Origin of the sequence: Rhodonellum psychrophilum GCM71 = DSM 17998 (assembly GCF_000381545.1) — a bacterium.
Taxonomy (GTDB): Bacteria; Bacteroidota; Bacteroidia; order Cytophagales; family Cyclobacteriaceae; genus Rhodonellum; species Rhodonellum psychrophilum.
On the sequence record NZ_KB906679.1, the window covers coordinates 38,282 to 55,137 of the forward strand.

Below are 16,856 nucleotides of genomic sequence, written 5' to 3' on the forward strand. Positions count from 1 at the left end.
TCCCTCATCTTTCAAGATACAGTACAGCGAAGGATACATCCAGGGACTTGAGTTTGGGCTTTCGTCGGCAGGCCTTGTTGATGCCGGTAAGCCATGAGTATCCTTATTCCATTCAAAAGCCCACTTTACCATATAAAAGTAGATTCTTTCAACCAGTAAAATTAAAAACAGATGGAAGACATCTTCTTTGCTTTAGACGGATGGATAACATAATTTTAAGCGTCAACTAGTAAAAATTACAGCAATTTATTTGAACAAGGTTACTTTAAAAAGGAGGTCAATTGAAAAGAAGAGATTTTATCCAGCTATCCAGTTTGGGCTTTGGAGCCATGATGACTCCGGGTTTGATGATGATGGGAAACACGGTTTCGGCAGAGCAGCTGCTTCAACCAGGGTTGGCCAATGCCGCCAAAAAAGTATTGGCGGATATCGCCTTGAATGCCGCGAAGTCGAAAGGGGCAACCTATACAGACGTTCGGATCGGCAGGTATTTGCAGCAGTTCTTGTTTACAAGGGAAAAAAATGTGCAGAATATCAGCAATGCTGAGTCCTTTGGCGTGGGTATTCGCGTCATTGCAGACGGAACTTGGGGCTTTTCGGCCACATCCGATGTTACGCCTGACGGGATCAAAGCCTGTGCTGAAACTGCCGTTGCGATTGCCAAGGCCAATGCAAAACTTCAGATTGAGCCGGTAATCCTCGCACCTGTGAAGGGATTTGGGGAAGTTTCCTGGGCCACGCCCATCACCAAAAATGCATTCGAAATTCCTGTAAAGGACAAAATAGATTTGTTGCTTAAAGTCAACAATTCAGCCATGGACAACGGAGCGGCTTTCGTCACTTCCAATTTGTTTATGGTCAATGAGCAAAAATATTTCGCTTCCACCGACGGTTCCTACATCGATCAGGATATCCACAGGATCTGGCCAACCTTCACGGTGACAGCCATTGACAAAGCCGAGGGAAAATTCAGAACCCGCCAATCCTTAAGTGCTCCAATGGGAATGGGCTACGAGTACCTGGACGGTTTGGCTTCCGAAAAAATGGCAGGGCCAGCCGGATTGATCAGTTATAGAAATTCCTATGATATGGTGGAAGATGCCATCGCTGCATCCAAGCATGCAAACGAAAAACTGACCGCCAAATCTGTTGCTCCCGGAAAATATGATCTCGTCTTGGATCCAGACCATTTGGGCCTGACCATCCACGAATCGGTGGGACATCCATTGGAACTCGATCGGGTACTCGGCTACGAAGCCAACTACGCGGGAACCAGCTTTGCCACATTGGACAAATGGAAAACCAAGGATTTCAAATACGGATCCGATTTGGTCAATATTGTCGCGGACAAAGTGCAGCCCTTCTCTTTGGGTCTGACAGGTTACGATGACGAAGGCGTAAAATGCAAGGAATGGGATTTGATCAAAAATGGCGTCTTGGTGAATTACCAAGCGATCAGGGATCAGGCCAAGATCATTGACGAAAGCGAATCGCACGGTTGCTGCTATGCAGACAATTGGAATTCCGTACAATTCCAACGCATGCCAAACGTATCGCTCAGGCCCGGAAAGGACAAGTTGAGCGTTCAGGACATGATCAAAGGTGTGGAAAAGGGGATTTATATCGTGGGAAGAGGTTCGTATTCCATCGATCAACAGCGGTACAATTTCCAGTTTGGAGGCCAGTTGTTTTATGAAATCAAAAATGGTGAAATCGTAGGCATGTTGGAAGATGTCGCCTACCAGTCCAATACCCAGGAATTTTGGAACTCTTGCGCACAGATTTGTGACCAGGATGATTACAGACTCTTTGGAACCTTCTTCGACGGAAAAGGCCAACCTTCACAGGTTTCGGCGGTTTCCCATGGAAGTTCCACCACCAGATTCAACGGTGTCAATGTGATCAATACGGGAAGAAGGATTTAACCATTAAATGTAAAATCATGGCTATTTTAACGCAAGAACAAGCGAAGCAAATCATAGATAAAGTACTTTCGTATGCCAAGGCAGACGAAACAGAAGTCAATATTTCCGGCGGAAAAACCGGAAACATCCGTTATGCCCGAAATACGGTAAACACCAGCGGCGAATCCAATGAAATCAACTTGAACATCACTTCTGTTTATGGGAAGAAATCAGGTTCCGCCACCATCAACGAACTGGACGATGAGTCTCTGAAAAGAGCGGTCTCCAGGTCTGAGGAAATTGCCCAGCTGGCTCCGGAAAATCCCGAGTACATGCCCATGTTGGGTCCCCAGAAATATGCGGAATCCAGAACATTTGCAGAAGCAACGGATAAAATCAATCCGGAATACAGGGCAAAAGCGGCCATAGACAGCATCCAACCAAGCAAAGAGAAAGACCTCACTGCAGCAGGTTACCTTGAGGATTACTCGGGTTTCAGCGCCATGGGTAACAGCAAGGGGATGTTTGGATACAACAAAAGGACTTCAGTGGACTTTTCCGTGACCGTAAGAACTGCCGATGGAACCGGTTCTGGCTATGCCATCCGGGATTTCAACGATGCCGCGCTTTTGGACACCAAAAACGTAACCAACATCGCCATGCAAAAAGCCATGGCTTCCACCAGTGCGCAAGCCATTGAACCGGGTAAATACACGGTGATCCTCGAGCCAACAGCTGCCAGTGATCTGCTGCGGTTGATCAGTAGGAGCATGGATGCCAGGAGTGCGGACGAAGGAAGGAGTTTTCTGAGCAAAAAAGGTGGTGGAACCCGTTTGGGCGAAAAACTCTTTGACGAGCGCGTCAACATCTACTCAGATCCGACCCATCCAGACATACCATCCTCGCCTTGGACCAATGAAGGGCTTCCAAGGGAAAAAACGAAGTGGATTGAAAACGGTGTGGTCAAAAACATGTACTATTCCCGGTATTGGGCGGAATTGAAAGGCGTGGAGCCCATCGCTTCCCCATCAGGCATCATCATCGAAGGTGGCGATCAATCGCTTGCCGACATGATCAAGAGCACGGAAAGAGGTGTTTTGGTGACGAGATTTTGGTACATCAGGGCTGTGGATCCACAAACCTTGCTGTACACGGGATTGACCAGGGACGGTACTTTTTATATCGAAAACGGACAAATCAAATTCCCGGTCAAAAACTTCAGGTTCAACGAAAGCCCGATCATCATGCTCAACAACATCGAAGCATTGGGCAAGGCGGAGCGTGTCAGCGGAAGCATGATTCCTGCAATGAAAATCAGGGATTTTACGTTTACCAGTTTGTCCGACGCCGTATAAGCTTAGGAATAAAAACCCCGACCGCAAATCTGGTCGGGGTTAATTTAATTTCTCCATGCAGAAATTCATTTTCACCAGAATCAAATACAATTCAGGCAACTGGGACACCGACCAGCGAATGCCTGTGAACCTGCTCAATTCCCTGGTGGAATACACGACCATTCCCATCGATGAAAAGGAAAAAATCGTAGATCTGAGCAGCAATGAAATCTTTAAAAGTCCATTTTGCTACCTCAGTGGACATAAGCTGGTGGAGTTTTCCGAACAGGAAAGAAGAAATTTCAAAACCTATGTCCAAAATGGCGGTTTTGTCTTTGCCGACGACTGCAACCATGACATCGATGGATTGTTTGCCAAATCCTTTGAAGCGGAAATGGCCAAAACCTTCGGAAGTGAAGCACTTCAGAAAATCCCAAATGACCATCCCATTTACAATTGCTTTTTCAAGTTTGAAGAGGGTCCGCCGACCACTTCGTTTGAGTTGAATGGCTGGGGCGATGACCTTGTCCATGATTATCTCAAAGCCATCGTGGTGAAAGGAAGGATAGCGGTGCTTTACAGCAACAAGGACTATGGCTGTGAATGGGATTATGACTTCAGGAACAAACGTTTTCTCAAAGAGGACAACACCAAGTTCGGAGTCAACATTATTGTATATGCATTAACTTGATAGCAATTGGAAAATAACGATTTGACCAAGTTCAAGGAACTGGTCGGTAAATTACCCTTTTTGAAAAAGGAGATAGCCAAGGTGATCGTCGGACAGGAAGGGGTGGTGGAAGAAATTCTCATTGCACTTTTGGCCGGAGGGCATTGCCTGCTTGAAGGCGTACCAGGATTGGCCAAGACATTGATGGTGAAAACCATTTCAGAAGTCATGGAATTGCAGTTCAAAAGGATTCAGTTTACTCCGGATTTGATGCCCGGAGATATCCTAGGAACAGAAATCCTGGAAGAAGACCACGAGACCGGAAAGAAATTCTTTCAGTTCAACCAAGGGCCGATTTTCGCCAACATGGTTCTGGCGGATGAAATCAACAGGACTCCACCCAAAACCCAGGCAGCGCTACTGGAAGCAATGCAGGAAAAACGGGTCACCTACGCGGGTCAGAACCATGCCTTGCCTGATCCATTCCTGATCATCGCCACCCAAAACCCAATCGAACAGGCAGGAACCTACCCACTTCCCGAGGCACAGTTGGACAGATTCATGCTGTACATCCAACTTGGATATCCTTCTGAAAAAGAGGAATTGGAAGTCTTGGAAAAAACCACGGGGACGTATCGACCCGACCATAAGAAAGTGTTGTCAGGACAGGAGATCAAACAGCTTCAGGACTTGACCCGTCAGGTACATATTGATTCGGAATTGCTCGTGTATATCAACAAACTGATCCGATCCTCAAGGCCCGCCACGACGACAGTTCAGGCGGTAAAGGACTATGTGGAATGGGGAGCGGGAACACGCGCTGGTCAGGCTTTGATCCTTTGCTCGAAGGCAAGGGCATTGATCCATGGCAGGTTTGCGGTCATTCCGGAGGATATCAAGACCTTGGCATTCCCGGTTTTGAGACATCGCCTTTCTCTGCATTTCAGGGCAGAGGCCGAAAATGTTCAGCCAGACACGATCATTTCCCAACTTCTAAAATAACATGAACTGATGCAGGCCAATCCTTTGGAAATCATCAAATTGAACAACCTTAAATTGGCTGCCAAAATCATCAGCAGGCAGTTGAAAAACGGTGTTCATTTGGGTAAAAGAATTGGTGCGGGAAGTGAGTTCGAACAATATCGACATTACGAACCCGGTGACGATACCAAAAGGATCGATTGGAAATTGTTTGCCAGATCGGATAAATATATGGTCAAGGAATCCCCCGTGGAAAGCAACCTTCACATTCGCTTTATCCTTGATCTTTCCGGTTCGATGAACTATGAGGAAAAGGGGATTCGGCGGTTGGATTTTGCCAAAAATCTGCTGGCCTCACTTGCCTATTTGGCCCATCAGCAAGGAGATCCCATGACATTCTTCACCTTGCAAAACGGTGCTGTTATCCAAAAAGTAGCGCCTTCACCCAAGAGCTTTCAGAAAATCCTCTATCATCTGGATGCCGATAAGGCCTCTGGAAGTTGGCCGATACAGAAACAGGACTTTCCTGTTTTGAAAAGCAACCAAAGAGAATTGATCATCATGGTTTCTGATTTTTTGCAGAAGGAGAATGAATGGGTGGATATCGTTGCCTCCATGCGGCATCCCAAAAAGGAGATTGTCCTCTTTCAGGTGTTGGGAGAACAGGAAATGCATTTTGACCTGAAGGGGAATTACATGTTCAAAGACCTGGAAACGGATCATATCATCAAAATGGATGGGAAATCCGTCCAGAAAACGTACAATGCAGCCATCGAAAAATATTTGCAGGAACTTGATCAAGCTTTTCATGTGCCACAAGTCCATCTTTTGAGAACGACTTTCCACGAAAGTATCGCGGAAGTAATCAGCAAGTATTTACTGAAAAACCAATTGCACTGATGGAATTGCTCCAACCTGTTTTTCTTTGGGGATTGCTCGGTCTGGGCATTCCTATCCTGATCCATCTTTGGAATGGAAGACAGGGGAAACCCATTTTGTGGGCCGCCACACATTGGCTTTCCGAAAAGGAGAACCAACCTGTAAAGGGACTCAGGATAGACCAATGGCTCGTCTTGCTCTTGAGGCTGTTTTTGTTTCTGCTGCTCGTTTTGTTGTTTGCCCATCTTTTTGTTCCCGCATTCGAAAAAGAGGAAATATCTAAAGTTGTCCACTTGGTACAACCCCATCAGGAACTGACAGCTGCATTTAGGTTTGAGCTTCAGCAAGCATTGGAAAAAGGGGAGGAGATCCATTGGTTCGACCCTGAACTGACGCCTTTGCTTTCACTTGAATCGTCTGCTGATTTTCTGGACCAAGACAATTCCGATTTGCAGAAAGCGCTTGATGCATTTGTGGTGGAGGGAAATGAATTGAGGGTTTATCTGAACAAATCGACAAGTTTTCTGAAAGATGGATTCTTCATCAGTCCGGTAAAACCCATCCTTTTTCTGGAGGGTTTTGAGGGAAGGAATTTATCTAAACAATATATTCAAATAGAGGCAAACAAAATATTGACAATCAATGATAAAGGGTTATTGATTTCTCAGTCAGAATTCCCTCAAAACAGCAAAAAATCCAGCTTGGGGCCAAAGAGTTTCCCAACCTATTTTTCGGATTATACCGATACAGAAGAGCAATTTATTGTCGCCGCTTTGCTGGCCATCACAGAAATTTATGGAATCGAATTTCCTTTGGAAAACACATTGTCCGATGCTACTTTGGTTTTTGAAAAAGGCCTGCCGAAGGAGATTACTCCGGATAAAATTTATCTTTCCTTGGATCCCAATTCATTTTCTATCGAACCAAGTGTAATTGTTTTACCGGTTGGATTTGGGACCGGAAACCCAAATGACTTGGCAAAAGGCATCCTGCCGGAAGCCATTTTGGAAGGCTTGTTGGAAAAGATCGGATTTGAGAAAATGGCTGTTCCGCTGAGTGCATCCCAAATCGCCGCCAGGTTTCTGGTTCAGGAAAGCCCAAACCAAAACAAAAAAGCAAATGTTGCTGCGGTGTTGATGGTTTTGTTTTTATTGATTTTAATGACCGAAAGATACCTTTCACAGACAAAGGGGATATGAGCAGATTGGAAAAACATATCGCATCGCTTGGGCTCCAACTCCATACCAATGGCTTCTTGAAAGCCCTATGTATCGGTTTGGGAATGGGGCTGTTGCTTTCAGTCTTCGGACTTCCGTTTTGGTTGCTTGTCTCATTGGGCGGAACGGGCCTTATTGGGGGCATCGTATTTTTTGGTGTTTTTAGGGACAAGAAAAAAGAAGCCATTGAGATCCTACATCAGGAATTTCCCATGCTAGAATTCAGCCTTGAGCTCGCCGATGTGAAGCAGAAAAACATGGTGGAAATGCTGCAATGGGACCGGATCAATGAAAGCTTCGGCCAACGGCAGAATCCCTGGGTTTTTCAGCGAAAGCTTTGGCCTTTTGTGCTTTTTTTCCTGATGGGTTTGATCGCGAATCAACTGGGGACTTTGGATTGGCGTTCATTGTCCCAAAATCCTGTGAAAATGGGCTTTGAAGAGAACACGATTCTGATTGATTCCGAATCAAAACCTTTGCAGATGAACGCGTTTGAGGTGGTCATTTCACCACCGTCCTATACAGGCCAAGCTACCCGCAGGCAAACGGATTTGAACATCAAGGCCTTGAAAGGGGCTGTAGTGGAATGGAAAGTGACTTTTGAGGGAGACGATGCTTTGAAGGTTGCCCTTGTCAATGTGGAGGGAGCAGAACTGGAATTTGCGGAGAAAAGTGGGGGGTATTTCTTGAAGGACAAATTGACCGGCTCTGGAATTTATGCCATCAGGGCCTACCAAAATGAGGTCTTGGCATTCGAGAGTGCCTACCATTCCCTTGAGGCCGTGACGGACAAACCACCCTTGATTTTCCCTGGGGAGAAGGAATTGTACCGCTACCATTTTCAAAACGATGCCAAGCAATTGAACATTGCTGCTAAGGTTTCCGATGATTTCAAGGTGACAGAGGTCTATCTCGTGGCAACACTCGCCAGCGGATCCGGGGAGAATGTAAAATTCAGAGAAACCAAAATCCCGATAGGGAAAAGTGATTTTGCGAGTGCGGAATTAACCCAGAAGCTGGACCTGAATCTATTGGGACTGAAACCTGGTGATGAGCTCTATTATTATTGGGCGGCCTTGGACAATCAAAAACCGGAGCCGAATTTTTCACGATCAGACACCTATTTTATCCATTACGTCGATACCTCAGGACTGGAAGAATCCCAATTGCCTGGCATGGCGATCCATGTGCTGCCCGAATATTTCCGGAGCCAGCGACAGATCATCATCGATACGGAGAAATTGCTGAAGGCGAAAAAAACGATTGCCGAAAAGGAATTCAACAGCACGTCCAATGAAATCGGATTTGAGCAAAAACTACTTCGGATGCGCTATGGGCAGTATTTGGGGGAGGAATTCGAAAGCACAGCAGGCGGTGGAGGAATGCGTCAGGACAATGCCGAGAATATACTGCAGAGTTTTATGCACAACCATGACCATGAGGGGGAGGACACAGAGGTGCAAGAAGAAAAGACCAAGCGGTTTTTTGGCATCAATCCTACAGGAGAAAGACCGCAGGTGGACAATCAAATCCTACTGGATCTCAATATCGAGGAGGAACACCATCATCACCACGGCGATGAAGAAGGTGGCGACTTGGCCGCATTGCTCGAGGAGTATTTGCACAACCATGATTCCGAGGAAATGAATACGCTGTATGAGGCATCCACCCGCAGTCTGCTGAAAATGGCATTGGAACAAATGTGGCAATCCGAGTTGCATTTGAGATTGTTTGAACCCGAAAAAGCACTTCCCTTTCAGTACAAAGCCTTGGATTATTTGAAAACCGTCCAGCAAAAATCCCGGGTCTATGTGAAGCGAACCGGCTTCGATCCGCCTCCCATCAAAGAGGAAGAAAAGCGGCTTAAAGGCGAAATGAAAGGATTGGACAAGGACATTAAACGGGAGTTGACTGTTGTTCAAAATGAGCTTTCGGCTTTGTCTGGAGCCATTTTGGGTATGATCCAACAAGAAATCATTTCTGCACAGGACAAGGAAACGATTCAGGCATTTGGCAGGCTGTGGACGGAAAGAATGCAGTATTCGGGAATGGAAGATTGGTCGGTTTTGCTGCTCTTGCAGCAACTGAGTTCTGGAGAACTCGATGCAAAAGGCAGAAATGCGCTCCACAACAAACTTTACCCCTTGATCGCCAATGGCAAGCAATTGGATGCTTCCTCCATTGCACATAAAGATTTACAGAAAGCCTTTTGGAAAAACCTTAAATGATTGATTTTACACCATATTTTCCTTTTTCCTGGACAATGTTGTTCGTTTCTGTCCTTGTGGTCCTTTGGGGTTTGCAGCTGTTTTGGTTCTGGAAATCCCGTGCTTCTGGAAAGCGGAAAGCCATAAAATCACTGCTCAGCAGTTGGCTGACCCTAGTTTTGATTGCCTTCTTGTTACAACCCAACTGGCAAACTTCACAATCCTCGGCACCTGTTCTTATTTATTCCAACAAAATCCCAAAGGAAAAGCGCGATTTCCTGAAGGACAGTTTGAAGGTTGATAAGATCCTTGCGAAGCAAGACTACAATCAGGAGGGAAATCCTGTCTATCTTTTGGGTCAGGATTATGGAATGCCTTTCCTCCAATCCCTGAAAGGAAAAACCATCCATTGGATCCCAGACATTCCCAAGGGCCAATTGTCTTTCCTTGAGTGGAAAGGAATGATTCGACAGGGTGAAATCCAACAGGTTTCCGGGAGTTTTTTTCAAAGTGACGCTGCGAAGATCGAACTTCAATTGAATGGCGAAACGATAAATGCACAAGAATTGGGACCGTCCCAAACTACTTTCCGGTTGGAATTCACGGGCAAGATCCCCGGCAAAAATGAGGTGGAATTGCTGCTTGGTGGAGAACGATTGGGGGCGATTCACTTTTTTGTCCAAGAGGCGACTCCCAAAAATATTGTCTTCCAATTTGGCTTTCCCAATCCGGAAATCCGGTTTTTGACACAGTATTTGGCCGAGAAAGGGGAGAAGGTCAGTTCCACCACGCAGGTTTCCCAAAGCTTGGACGTCGTCACCGCTACTGGTTGGCAAGACAGCACGCAGCTGGTGATTACCGAAGTTTCCCAGCTGAACAACAGGACAATTAAAGTCGCTTTGGAACAGGGAGCCTCTCTGTTGATTATGAATCTTTCGGCTCCTTTCAGGGAAATCCCGATGATCAATAAACTTTTGAAGACAGATTTTGAATTAGAGTCAATAGGTACTGGCGAGCAAAGGGAAATTCAAAATGGTTTGTCTGCTTTTCCCGATCGCTTTGTCTCCAAAATGGGTCAAAATGACTTGTTGGAAGGTGCATTTGCTTTTCAACCTACCGGAAATTCCAAAATAGGCATCAGCTTGCTGGAAGGCACATTTCCACTTCTGTTGCAGGGAGACAGCATTGGCTACAACAAGGTTTGGGATCAGATTTTGGGTGCGATGGCGGTGGACGAAGAAACCAATTGGAACATCCCCCAACCTGCTTTCTCACATACGCTGAATAGGATTTCCCTAAATCAAAAAAATGGGCCAGATGAATTTGCTGTGCTCGGTCAGGATACCGTATTCCTCCAACCATCCCTAATCAATCCCTTGAGCGCATCCGGGCTTTGGCAGCCTGCGGAAAGTGGATGGATTTCATTGAATGACTCCTTGGACACATACAGTTACGGGCTGGAAGAATGGGCAGGCCTGGAACCGATCAAAGCCATGTCGGCCTTTTTGAAAGCATCGAAATCCTCAACTCCCGCCGTTGCTACGGTGATGGAAGCCAGAAAAATCGGGGATTGGGTTTGGTTGGTTTTGATTATGGTTGCCTTTGGGTTGGTCTGGCTGGAACCGAGGGTTTGATTTGAACAAAACTCAGGATTTGGTTTTTGGGCTTTGTTTTGGGTGAAATTGGTAAACCTCTGTTATGCATTTCCATTTCTCTTTCAACCCGAAATTGTCTAGTAATCAGTAAGTTGTTTGCTATATGTACCTTCACTATTTTGGTACTTAACCCTATTCTCCAAATAGTCTGATTTTCCTTTAGTTTCGATCTCATTTGGAAACGGAATGCATATTTCCATCTAACTTACCTCAAGTTAGCTTCTTTACGCTACTTTTCCGCTGTCTTGGAATTCGGGTTAAAGTTCTCACCAAAATTAGTTTGCACGAAATTTATCCGAACATCAACTTTTTTGTTCTAAAACATATAATTGCCAATTATGAACCAAAAGATTATTTATCAATACAAAGACTTTACAGGGATGGTTTGGAGCAGCAGTTCAAAAACCCTTAAATTTAGTGGAGAATAGGACCCTTATGAAAAATACAATACTGTTAAGTTTAGCCATGCTGATTCTTTTTTCTTGTGGAAAGAATAAAGAAACTGCGGATCAGGTATTTCTAAATGGAATCGTCTACACCGTAGAAGAGGAGCAACCCACCGCAGAAGCCGTCGCCATCAAGGACGGAATCATCATCGCGGTTGGAACCACAGCAGAAATTCAAGCCTTTGTCGGAAAGAACACTGAGACCATCGATCTTCAAGGGATGACCATGACACCCGGCTTGATCGAGTCCCATGCGCACCTGATGGGGATAGGATACAACAAATTGGACATTGACCTGATGTACGTCAAAACCTATGATGAACTGGTCGCGAAAGTTGCCGAGGCAGCGAGCAAAGCCGAGCCGGGAGAATGGATCACGGGTCGGGGATGGCATCAGGACAAGTGGATCGAAATGCCTGCTCAGTCAGTCAATGGCTTTCAAACCCATGATCAATTGAGTGCGGTCACGCCCGAAAATCCCGTGTACCTGGCGCATGCTTCCGGTCATGCTTCTTTTGTCAATAAAAAAGCCATGGAAATGGCAGGCATCACCTCTTTGGGTAGTGAAAAGCCCAAGCAGGAAGTGGAAGGGGGTGAAGTCATCCGCGACGAAATCGGCAACCCAACCGGTGTATTGGTGGAAAGAGCCTCAGGCTTGGTCAGCAAATTGATTCCAAAAGACACCCCGGAAAGAGCCGAAAAAGCCTTGGTATTGGCATTACAGGAACTTGCGGAAAAAGGGATCACCTCTTTTCATGATGCAGGTGGCAATCAGGATTTGATTGATCTTTTGGAAAAATTTCAACCAGAAGGCAGGTTGACTTCCAGGATGTATGTGATGCTTTCCAGCCGTATTCCCGAACTGGTGGAAGCCTGGTACAAGAAGGGCCCTAAAATAGACCCGGAACACATGGTGACTGTTCGCTCAATCAAGCTCAACATGGATGGAGCACTCGGTCCCTGGGGAGCATGGCTATTGGAAGATTATGCCGACAAGCCGGGTCAAAGGGGACATGAAACCATGCCGATCGACTTGGTCTCACAAATTTCTGAGAAAGGATTGGAGCTTGGTTTTCAGGTGAATTCCCATGCGATAGGGGACAGAACCAATAGAGAAGTGTTGGACAGATACGAAGCTGCTTTTGCCAAATTTCCAGAGGCAAAAGACCACCGATTCCGCGTCGAACATGCCCAGCATTTACATCCGGATGACATCAGCAGATTTGGTGAATTGGGCGTGATCGCAGCGATTCAAGCCATACACATGAGTTCGGACAGGCCTTGGGCCATCGGTCGTTTGGGCGCCAAAAGGATCAAGGATGGTGCCTATGTTTGGCAGAAACTCCTCGGTTCGGGTGCCGTGATCTCCAACGGGACAGACGCCCCGGTGGAACCGCTGGATGCCATTCCTTCTTTTTATGCATCTGTAGCCCGAAAAACCCTAAAAATGACACCCGAAGGAGGCTACGAACCCGATCAGAAATTGACCAGGGACCAAGCATTGAAATCCTATACCTTGAGTGGTGCTTATGCCGAGTTTGAGGAAGATTTCAAGGGTTCCATCAAAGTGGGAAAAGCAGCAGATTTCACGGTTTTTAACCAGAATCTGATGGAAGTTCCGGAAAACGAAATTCTCAACACCAAGGTGATGATGACGGTAGTGGGTGGAAAGATTGTGTACAAGGCAGATTGATTTCTGCCTTTTTTTACTTTCGATGTCTTTTGGGTTTTCTTGTTGGTTAAATGTTGGCCTGAGCTTTGACCCGAAATATGCAATGGTTTCCAAATAGGATTGAAACGGAAAGAAAATCAGACCATTGGGAGAATAATTCCTGATACCAATTGGGCGAAGTAAAAAATAGTCTACACCTAATTGATTATCAGTAAATTAAAGTATTAAATTGAGTTTGTAATGCATAAAACGGGTTTAATTTGTTACCAGAGTGAAATCTACACAGTACAATTGAACATTTTTGTTCAAGGCCTTTTGTTCCAGATATTTGGGAGAGAAGCCTGTCTTCTCCAATAATTTTTCATGACCAAAAACCTTTTAATCAGCAATATGTAGATTTAGGTTTTCCAATTCCTTTAAATCCGTTTTATGCTCATATTTTTTGATAAGGGATGAAATTGTATGAAAATCAGTCTTTTAGAGAATTGTGCTTTTAACCGATAGGGTGAAGTCAATGATTGTAAATATCTGATTGATATTTTTTCAAAATTACAGTCTGGAATGAAATAGGCAATCCATAACACGGTATTAATACATTTTTTTCTGTGAATTATTACCATATTTGACTAAAAACTATTAAGTTAGCAATTGTTTTGTTGAAATTAATTCTTCTTCATTTGAGATTTTTCAGCAACAATTTTATTTGAGTTTACCCTATCACCTAACCAATTAGCGAAATCCGAATATGAATGGATGTTTAAAAATCAAGTTTTCCTTATTCATCGTTTTGATCTTGATGGGGTTAAGTTTGGAGTTGTCTGCGCAAAGTGTTTATACAGCCCGAGGTTTTTGGGAAGAATCCAATAAGCCTACTTACAAACAAATCAAACTAAAACAGGTTCTCGGAGAGCCGATTTCCGATGACGAAATAGGTTATTTAAATGATTTTGAAGTTTTCTTGGCCTCCTATTATGAGAAAATGTCTCCTGAGGAAAGAGCGAAATACGAAAAAATGCGGGTGGAATGGGACAGGGAAATTACAGCTCCCCAAAAAACCATCATTCAACCTGAAGAATTTGAATGGAGAGGAATAGATAGGGCCGTTAATATTGGCTATGGTATTTATTATGGTGCCAGTTTGGTATCGGCTTTTGAAATAGACAATGCAGGGGCTATTGGTATTCCGCTAGTGACTGGCGGGCTTTGGGCACTTGGTCCAATTTTAAACCCAAAAAAATACGATAATATAGATCGGTCGGTTGTCAGAGCTGCCAATGCTGGTAAATTTCTTGGTTTAATTTATGGAGGTTCTCTCGGCTTGATCGCTGTGGGGAATAGCAGTGATGAAGGCAGGGCTGCTTTCATCATGTCTTCCGTAGGAAGTATCGCTTTTGGAGAGGTTGCTTTCCAAATGCAGAAAAACAGAAAATATTCGGATGGTCATATTGAAATCATGAGGCATCATGGGATTTTAGGAGCTTTTGGAGGTCTTTCTGTTGTGGCAGCTGCTCAAGGAGAAACTGGACGTCCTTTTGGAATAGGAGCTTTAGTTGGGAGTACAGTAGGGCTGGCATTGGGAAATATGGCCTCCAAAAAGTATGAATATACCAGAGGTGATGCGCGCTACGCAACCAATATGAGCAGTGTTGGTGTGGGTATCGGGTTTGCAATTTCCAGTCAAATAGCGATCAATGGTGATGGTGGAGAAGGACTTATTCTTATTCCTGCAGGCTTCGGAGTCCTGGGTACAATCATCGGCCAAAGAAATGCTCAAGGTGTAAATCTAACGGGCAGACAGGGGAGCACCATAAATTATGCCTCAGGCGGTGCAGCTTTACTTGGACTCGGAATTGCGGCAATAGTACAAAGCGACTCCCCGGCTGTTATTTTGGGTCTCGCTTCAGGTTTTGCACTTGTTACGCAAGAATATCTTTTTGCGAAGTACAGAAACGAGAACTTGAACCTCAATTTGTCAAGATCAAGCGCTGTTAAAGGGATCAATTACGATTTGACTTTCCGTCCTGAAAATTACATCGTAAACCAAAAACTTCAAGCAGGAGCAACCTTGTTCAGCAATTATTCCCTGTTGTCAAACCCAATCATCAACTTGAATTTTAAATTTTAAAATATTAGGCTCGGTCTTTTGGTATGTTTAAAAATAGGGTCAGTCGGGAAATGTGTCTCCCTTTATCTATAAGTCTCCCAAAATAGTTTCTGACAACTTTGAGAATGGTTTTATCCCGTCCAGATTGTTGAATTGCTGTGGAGAAATATGTGTCCCATCCCTATGGGATTCTAAAAAAAATGTAATCCTTATAACCGAGGATTAAAATCCTCGGTTAAGATTTCTCTCATCGCTACGCGATTTAAAACACGACATCTACGCTTACAAAAGCCATAGGCTTGGTTCAAATCTTAATCCCACAATTCATTTGGGGAAAGGCAGAATTTTTTTGGATGGTCAAAGTGCCAGCAGCACGACTTAAATCTTCGCTGTCTAAAAAACAAGCAAACATGCTCCGATGCTTTCCAAAAATCGAATAAATCTAGGCCGCCCATACTTCATGAGGAAGCATGGGTGCTTAATTTTCGTTCTCTCAATCATATTTTCTATTGAGTTTGAAATATGGTAGGAAGCCAAAAGGCTTCAACTTTTCAATAGCCCCGGGCGAAACCCGAGGACAAGTCACAACGCTTAGTCGGTTTTCTTTGGCCAAAGAATAGGATTGAATCCCAAAGGTTTTCCGCCAAACCAGAAAGTACATACTGGAGGAATTGTCTGATCCTTGTGAAATTGCTTTAGCTCAACTGACCTCACTTTAGATTTTGCCACAACCACCGACCATTCATTTCGGCTATATTGGTCATTGTGATTCCTTGAGGGCAGACCACTTCACAGGCACCGGTGGCAGAGCAGGAACCAAAGCCTTCCATATCCATTTGAGCAACTAGTGTTTTTTTGTTGGCTAAAAGTTTATCTGAGTTTTATTTGTCACCATAGTGAAATCTGCATTGTACAATTGTACATCTTAGATCATGGCCTCTTGTTCCAGACATTTGATAGACCAGTCTGTGTTCCCCATTTATTCTTCTTGACCAAAAACCCCTTAATCCGAATTTTAAAGGTTCAGGTTTTCCAATTCCTTTAAAGGGATCCTGACGAATGGCTTTGATGAGTTCTTTGATTTTTAAAACAATGGCTTCGTCAGTTTCTATCCAATAAGTAAAATCTTCCCAAGCCAAAACGGTGAATTCAATATTCATTTCATTCGAAATTAAAAGGAACAGTTTTATTTTCGCTGATTTGATTGATCGATGCTTGTAATCTATCGGTATTGGCTTTTGTTGATAAGAGATATTCAGTTTCTTTCAAAGAATTGTACTCTTGGATCGACATGATAACAACTGCATCATTGTCTTTATTTCTTGGAACAATGATAACATCAAGAGATTTTGATACGTAATCAAAATATTCTTTCATGTCTTTGCGAAGGTTTGTGATGGTCACAGATTTCATAACGTCATTTTTTATTTCATAAATGTACAAAAAAACGTACTGAATTATGTACGTTATTAAAATCATGAAGGTTGGGAAAAAAGTATTTCCTCTTTTATTCAAATCCCCCCAATGTCGTATATTTCTCCTTAGGAAGCTGGCTGTTTTATTATCATTTCCTCCCACACATATCCAATTGAGTTTGAAATATGGTAGGAAGCCAAAAGGCTTCAACTTTTCAATAGCTCCGGGCGAAACCCGAGGACAAGTCACAACGCTTAGTCGGTTTTCTTTGGCCAAAGAATAGGATTGAATCCCAAAGGTTTTTCGCCAAAGCAGAAAGTACATGCTGGAGGAATTGTCTGATCCTTGTGAAATTGCTTTAGCTCACCTGA

The 16,856-nt window shown here is 44.2% G+C and carries 12 protein-coding genes; 10 read left to right on the forward strand and 2 right to left on the reverse strand.

What is annotated here, in order from left to right:
- Window positions 1-281 precede the first annotated feature (281 nt).
- The 10 genes from F824_RS0111995 (at window position 282) to F824_RS0112040 (ending at window position 15,090) form a co-directional block, all read left to right on the forward strand.
- Entirely contained in the window at window positions 282-1,925 is a 1,644-nt protein-coding gene (locus tag F824_RS0111995; RefSeq protein ID WP_019598139.1) for a TldD/PmbA family protein, read from the forward strand.
- A gap of 17 nt (window positions 1,926-1,942) precedes the next feature.
- Window positions 1,943-3,259 carry a TldD/PmbA family protein gene (locus F824_RS0112000; protein ID WP_019598140.1) on the forward strand — a complete coding sequence of 439 codons (1,317 nt, stop codon included), beginning with the start codon at window positions 1,943-1,945 and terminating at the stop codon, window positions 3,257-3,259.
- 55 nt (window positions 3,260-3,314) lie between these two features.
- A complete protein-coding gene (locus F824_RS0112005; RefSeq protein WP_019598141.1) occupies window positions 3,315-3,929 on the forward strand; it encodes a DUF4159 domain-containing protein in 615 nt (204 codons plus the stop codon).
- A 6-nt stretch (window positions 3,930-3,935) separates the two neighbouring features.
- Window positions 3,936-4,910 carry an AAA family ATPase gene (locus F824_RS0112010; RefSeq protein ID WP_019598142.1) on the forward strand — a complete coding sequence of 325 codons (975 nt, stop codon included), beginning with the start codon at window positions 3,936-3,938 and terminating at the stop codon, window positions 4,908-4,910.
- A 9-nt stretch (window positions 4,911-4,919) separates the two neighbouring features.
- Entirely contained in the window at window positions 4,920-5,789 is an 870-nt protein-coding gene (locus F824_RS0112015; protein ID WP_019598143.1) for a DUF58 domain-containing protein, read from the forward strand.
- The gene (locus F824_RS0112020; protein WP_019598144.1) at window positions 5,789-6,967 is read left to right on the forward strand and encodes a BatA domain-containing protein; all 1,179 of its coding nucleotides are present in this window, start codon (window positions 5,789-5,791) and stop codon (window positions 6,965-6,967) included. The genes F824_RS0112015 and F824_RS0112020 overlap by 1 nt, the downstream gene beginning before the upstream one ends.
- Window positions 6,964-9,213, forward strand: coding sequence for a hypothetical protein (locus F824_RS0112025; RefSeq protein WP_019598145.1), 2,250 nt, complete (start codon window positions 6,964-6,966; stop codon window positions 9,211-9,213). The genes F824_RS0112020 and F824_RS0112025 overlap by 4 nt, the downstream gene beginning before the upstream one ends.
- Entirely contained in the window at window positions 9,210-10,826 is a 1,617-nt protein-coding gene (locus F824_RS0112030) for a hypothetical protein (RefSeq protein ID WP_019598146.1), read from the forward strand. The genes F824_RS0112025 and F824_RS0112030 overlap by 4 nt, the downstream gene beginning before the upstream one ends.
- A gap of 456 nt (window positions 10,827-11,282) precedes the next feature.
- The gene (locus F824_RS0112035; protein WP_019598147.1) at window positions 11,283-12,986 is read left to right on the forward strand and encodes an amidohydrolase; all 1,704 of its coding nucleotides are present in this window, start codon (window positions 11,283-11,285) and stop codon (window positions 12,984-12,986) included.
- 724 nt (window positions 12,987-13,710) lie between these two features.
- On the forward strand, window positions 13,711-15,090 hold the full coding sequence (locus tag F824_RS0112040) for a hypothetical protein (RefSeq protein WP_019598148.1): 1,380 nt from the start codon (window positions 13,711-13,713) through the stop codon (window positions 15,088-15,090).
- A gap of 860 nt (window positions 15,091-15,950) precedes the next feature.
- On the opposite strand, the gene F824_RS0112060 is transcribed toward F824_RS0112040, so the two are convergent.
- Together F824_RS0112060 and F824_RS27810 are read right to left on the reverse strand one after the other, a co-directional pair.
- Window positions 15,951-16,229, reverse strand: coding sequence for a Txe/YoeB family addiction module toxin (locus F824_RS0112060; protein ID WP_019598152.1), 279 nt, complete (start codon window positions 16,227-16,229; stop codon window positions 15,951-15,953).
- Between the two features lies 1 nt (window position 16,230).
- Complete coding sequence (locus tag F824_RS27810; RefSeq protein ID WP_211218919.1) at window positions 16,231-16,761, reverse strand: type II toxin-antitoxin system Phd/YefM family antitoxin; 531 nt, start codon at window positions 16,759-16,761, stop codon at window positions 16,231-16,233.
- Window positions 16,762-16,856 lie beyond the last annotated feature (95 nt).

What these genes read in the sequence shown, in the direction of transcription:
- F824_RS0112000 (WP_019598140.1), top strand. Translation starts at nt 1,943, where the DNA reads ATGGCTATTTTAACGCAAGAACAAGCGAAGCAAATCATAGATAAAGTA.
- F824_RS0112005 (WP_019598141.1), top strand. Translation starts at nt 3,315, where the DNA reads ATGCAGAAATTCATTTTCACCAGAATCAAATACAATTCAGGCAACTGG.
- F824_RS0112015 (WP_019598143.1), top strand. Translation starts at nt 4,920, where the DNA reads ATGCAGGCCAATCCTTTGGAAATCATCAAATTGAACAACCTTAAATTG.
- F824_RS0112020 (WP_019598144.1), top strand. Translation starts at nt 5,789, where the DNA reads ATGGAATTGCTCCAACCTGTTTTTCTTTGGGGATTGCTCGGTCTGGGC.
- F824_RS0112025 (WP_019598145.1), top strand. Translation starts at nt 6,964, where the DNA reads ATGAGCAGATTGGAAAAACATATCGCATCGCTTGGGCTCCAACTCCAT.
- F824_RS0112030 (WP_019598146.1), top strand. Translation starts at nt 9,210, where the DNA reads ATGATTGATTTTACACCATATTTTCCTTTTTCCTGGACAATGTTGTTC.
- F824_RS0112035 (WP_019598147.1), top strand. Translation starts at nt 11,283, where the DNA reads ATGAAAAATACAATACTGTTAAGTTTAGCCATGCTGATTCTTTTTTCT.
- F824_RS0112040 (WP_019598148.1), top strand. Translation starts at nt 13,711, where the DNA reads ATGAATGGATGTTTAAAAATCAAGTTTTCCTTATTCATCGTTTTGATC.
- F824_RS0112060 (WP_019598152.1), bottom strand. Translation starts at nt 16,229, where the DNA reads ATGAATATTGAATTCACCGTTTTGGCTTGGGAAGATTTTACTTATTGG.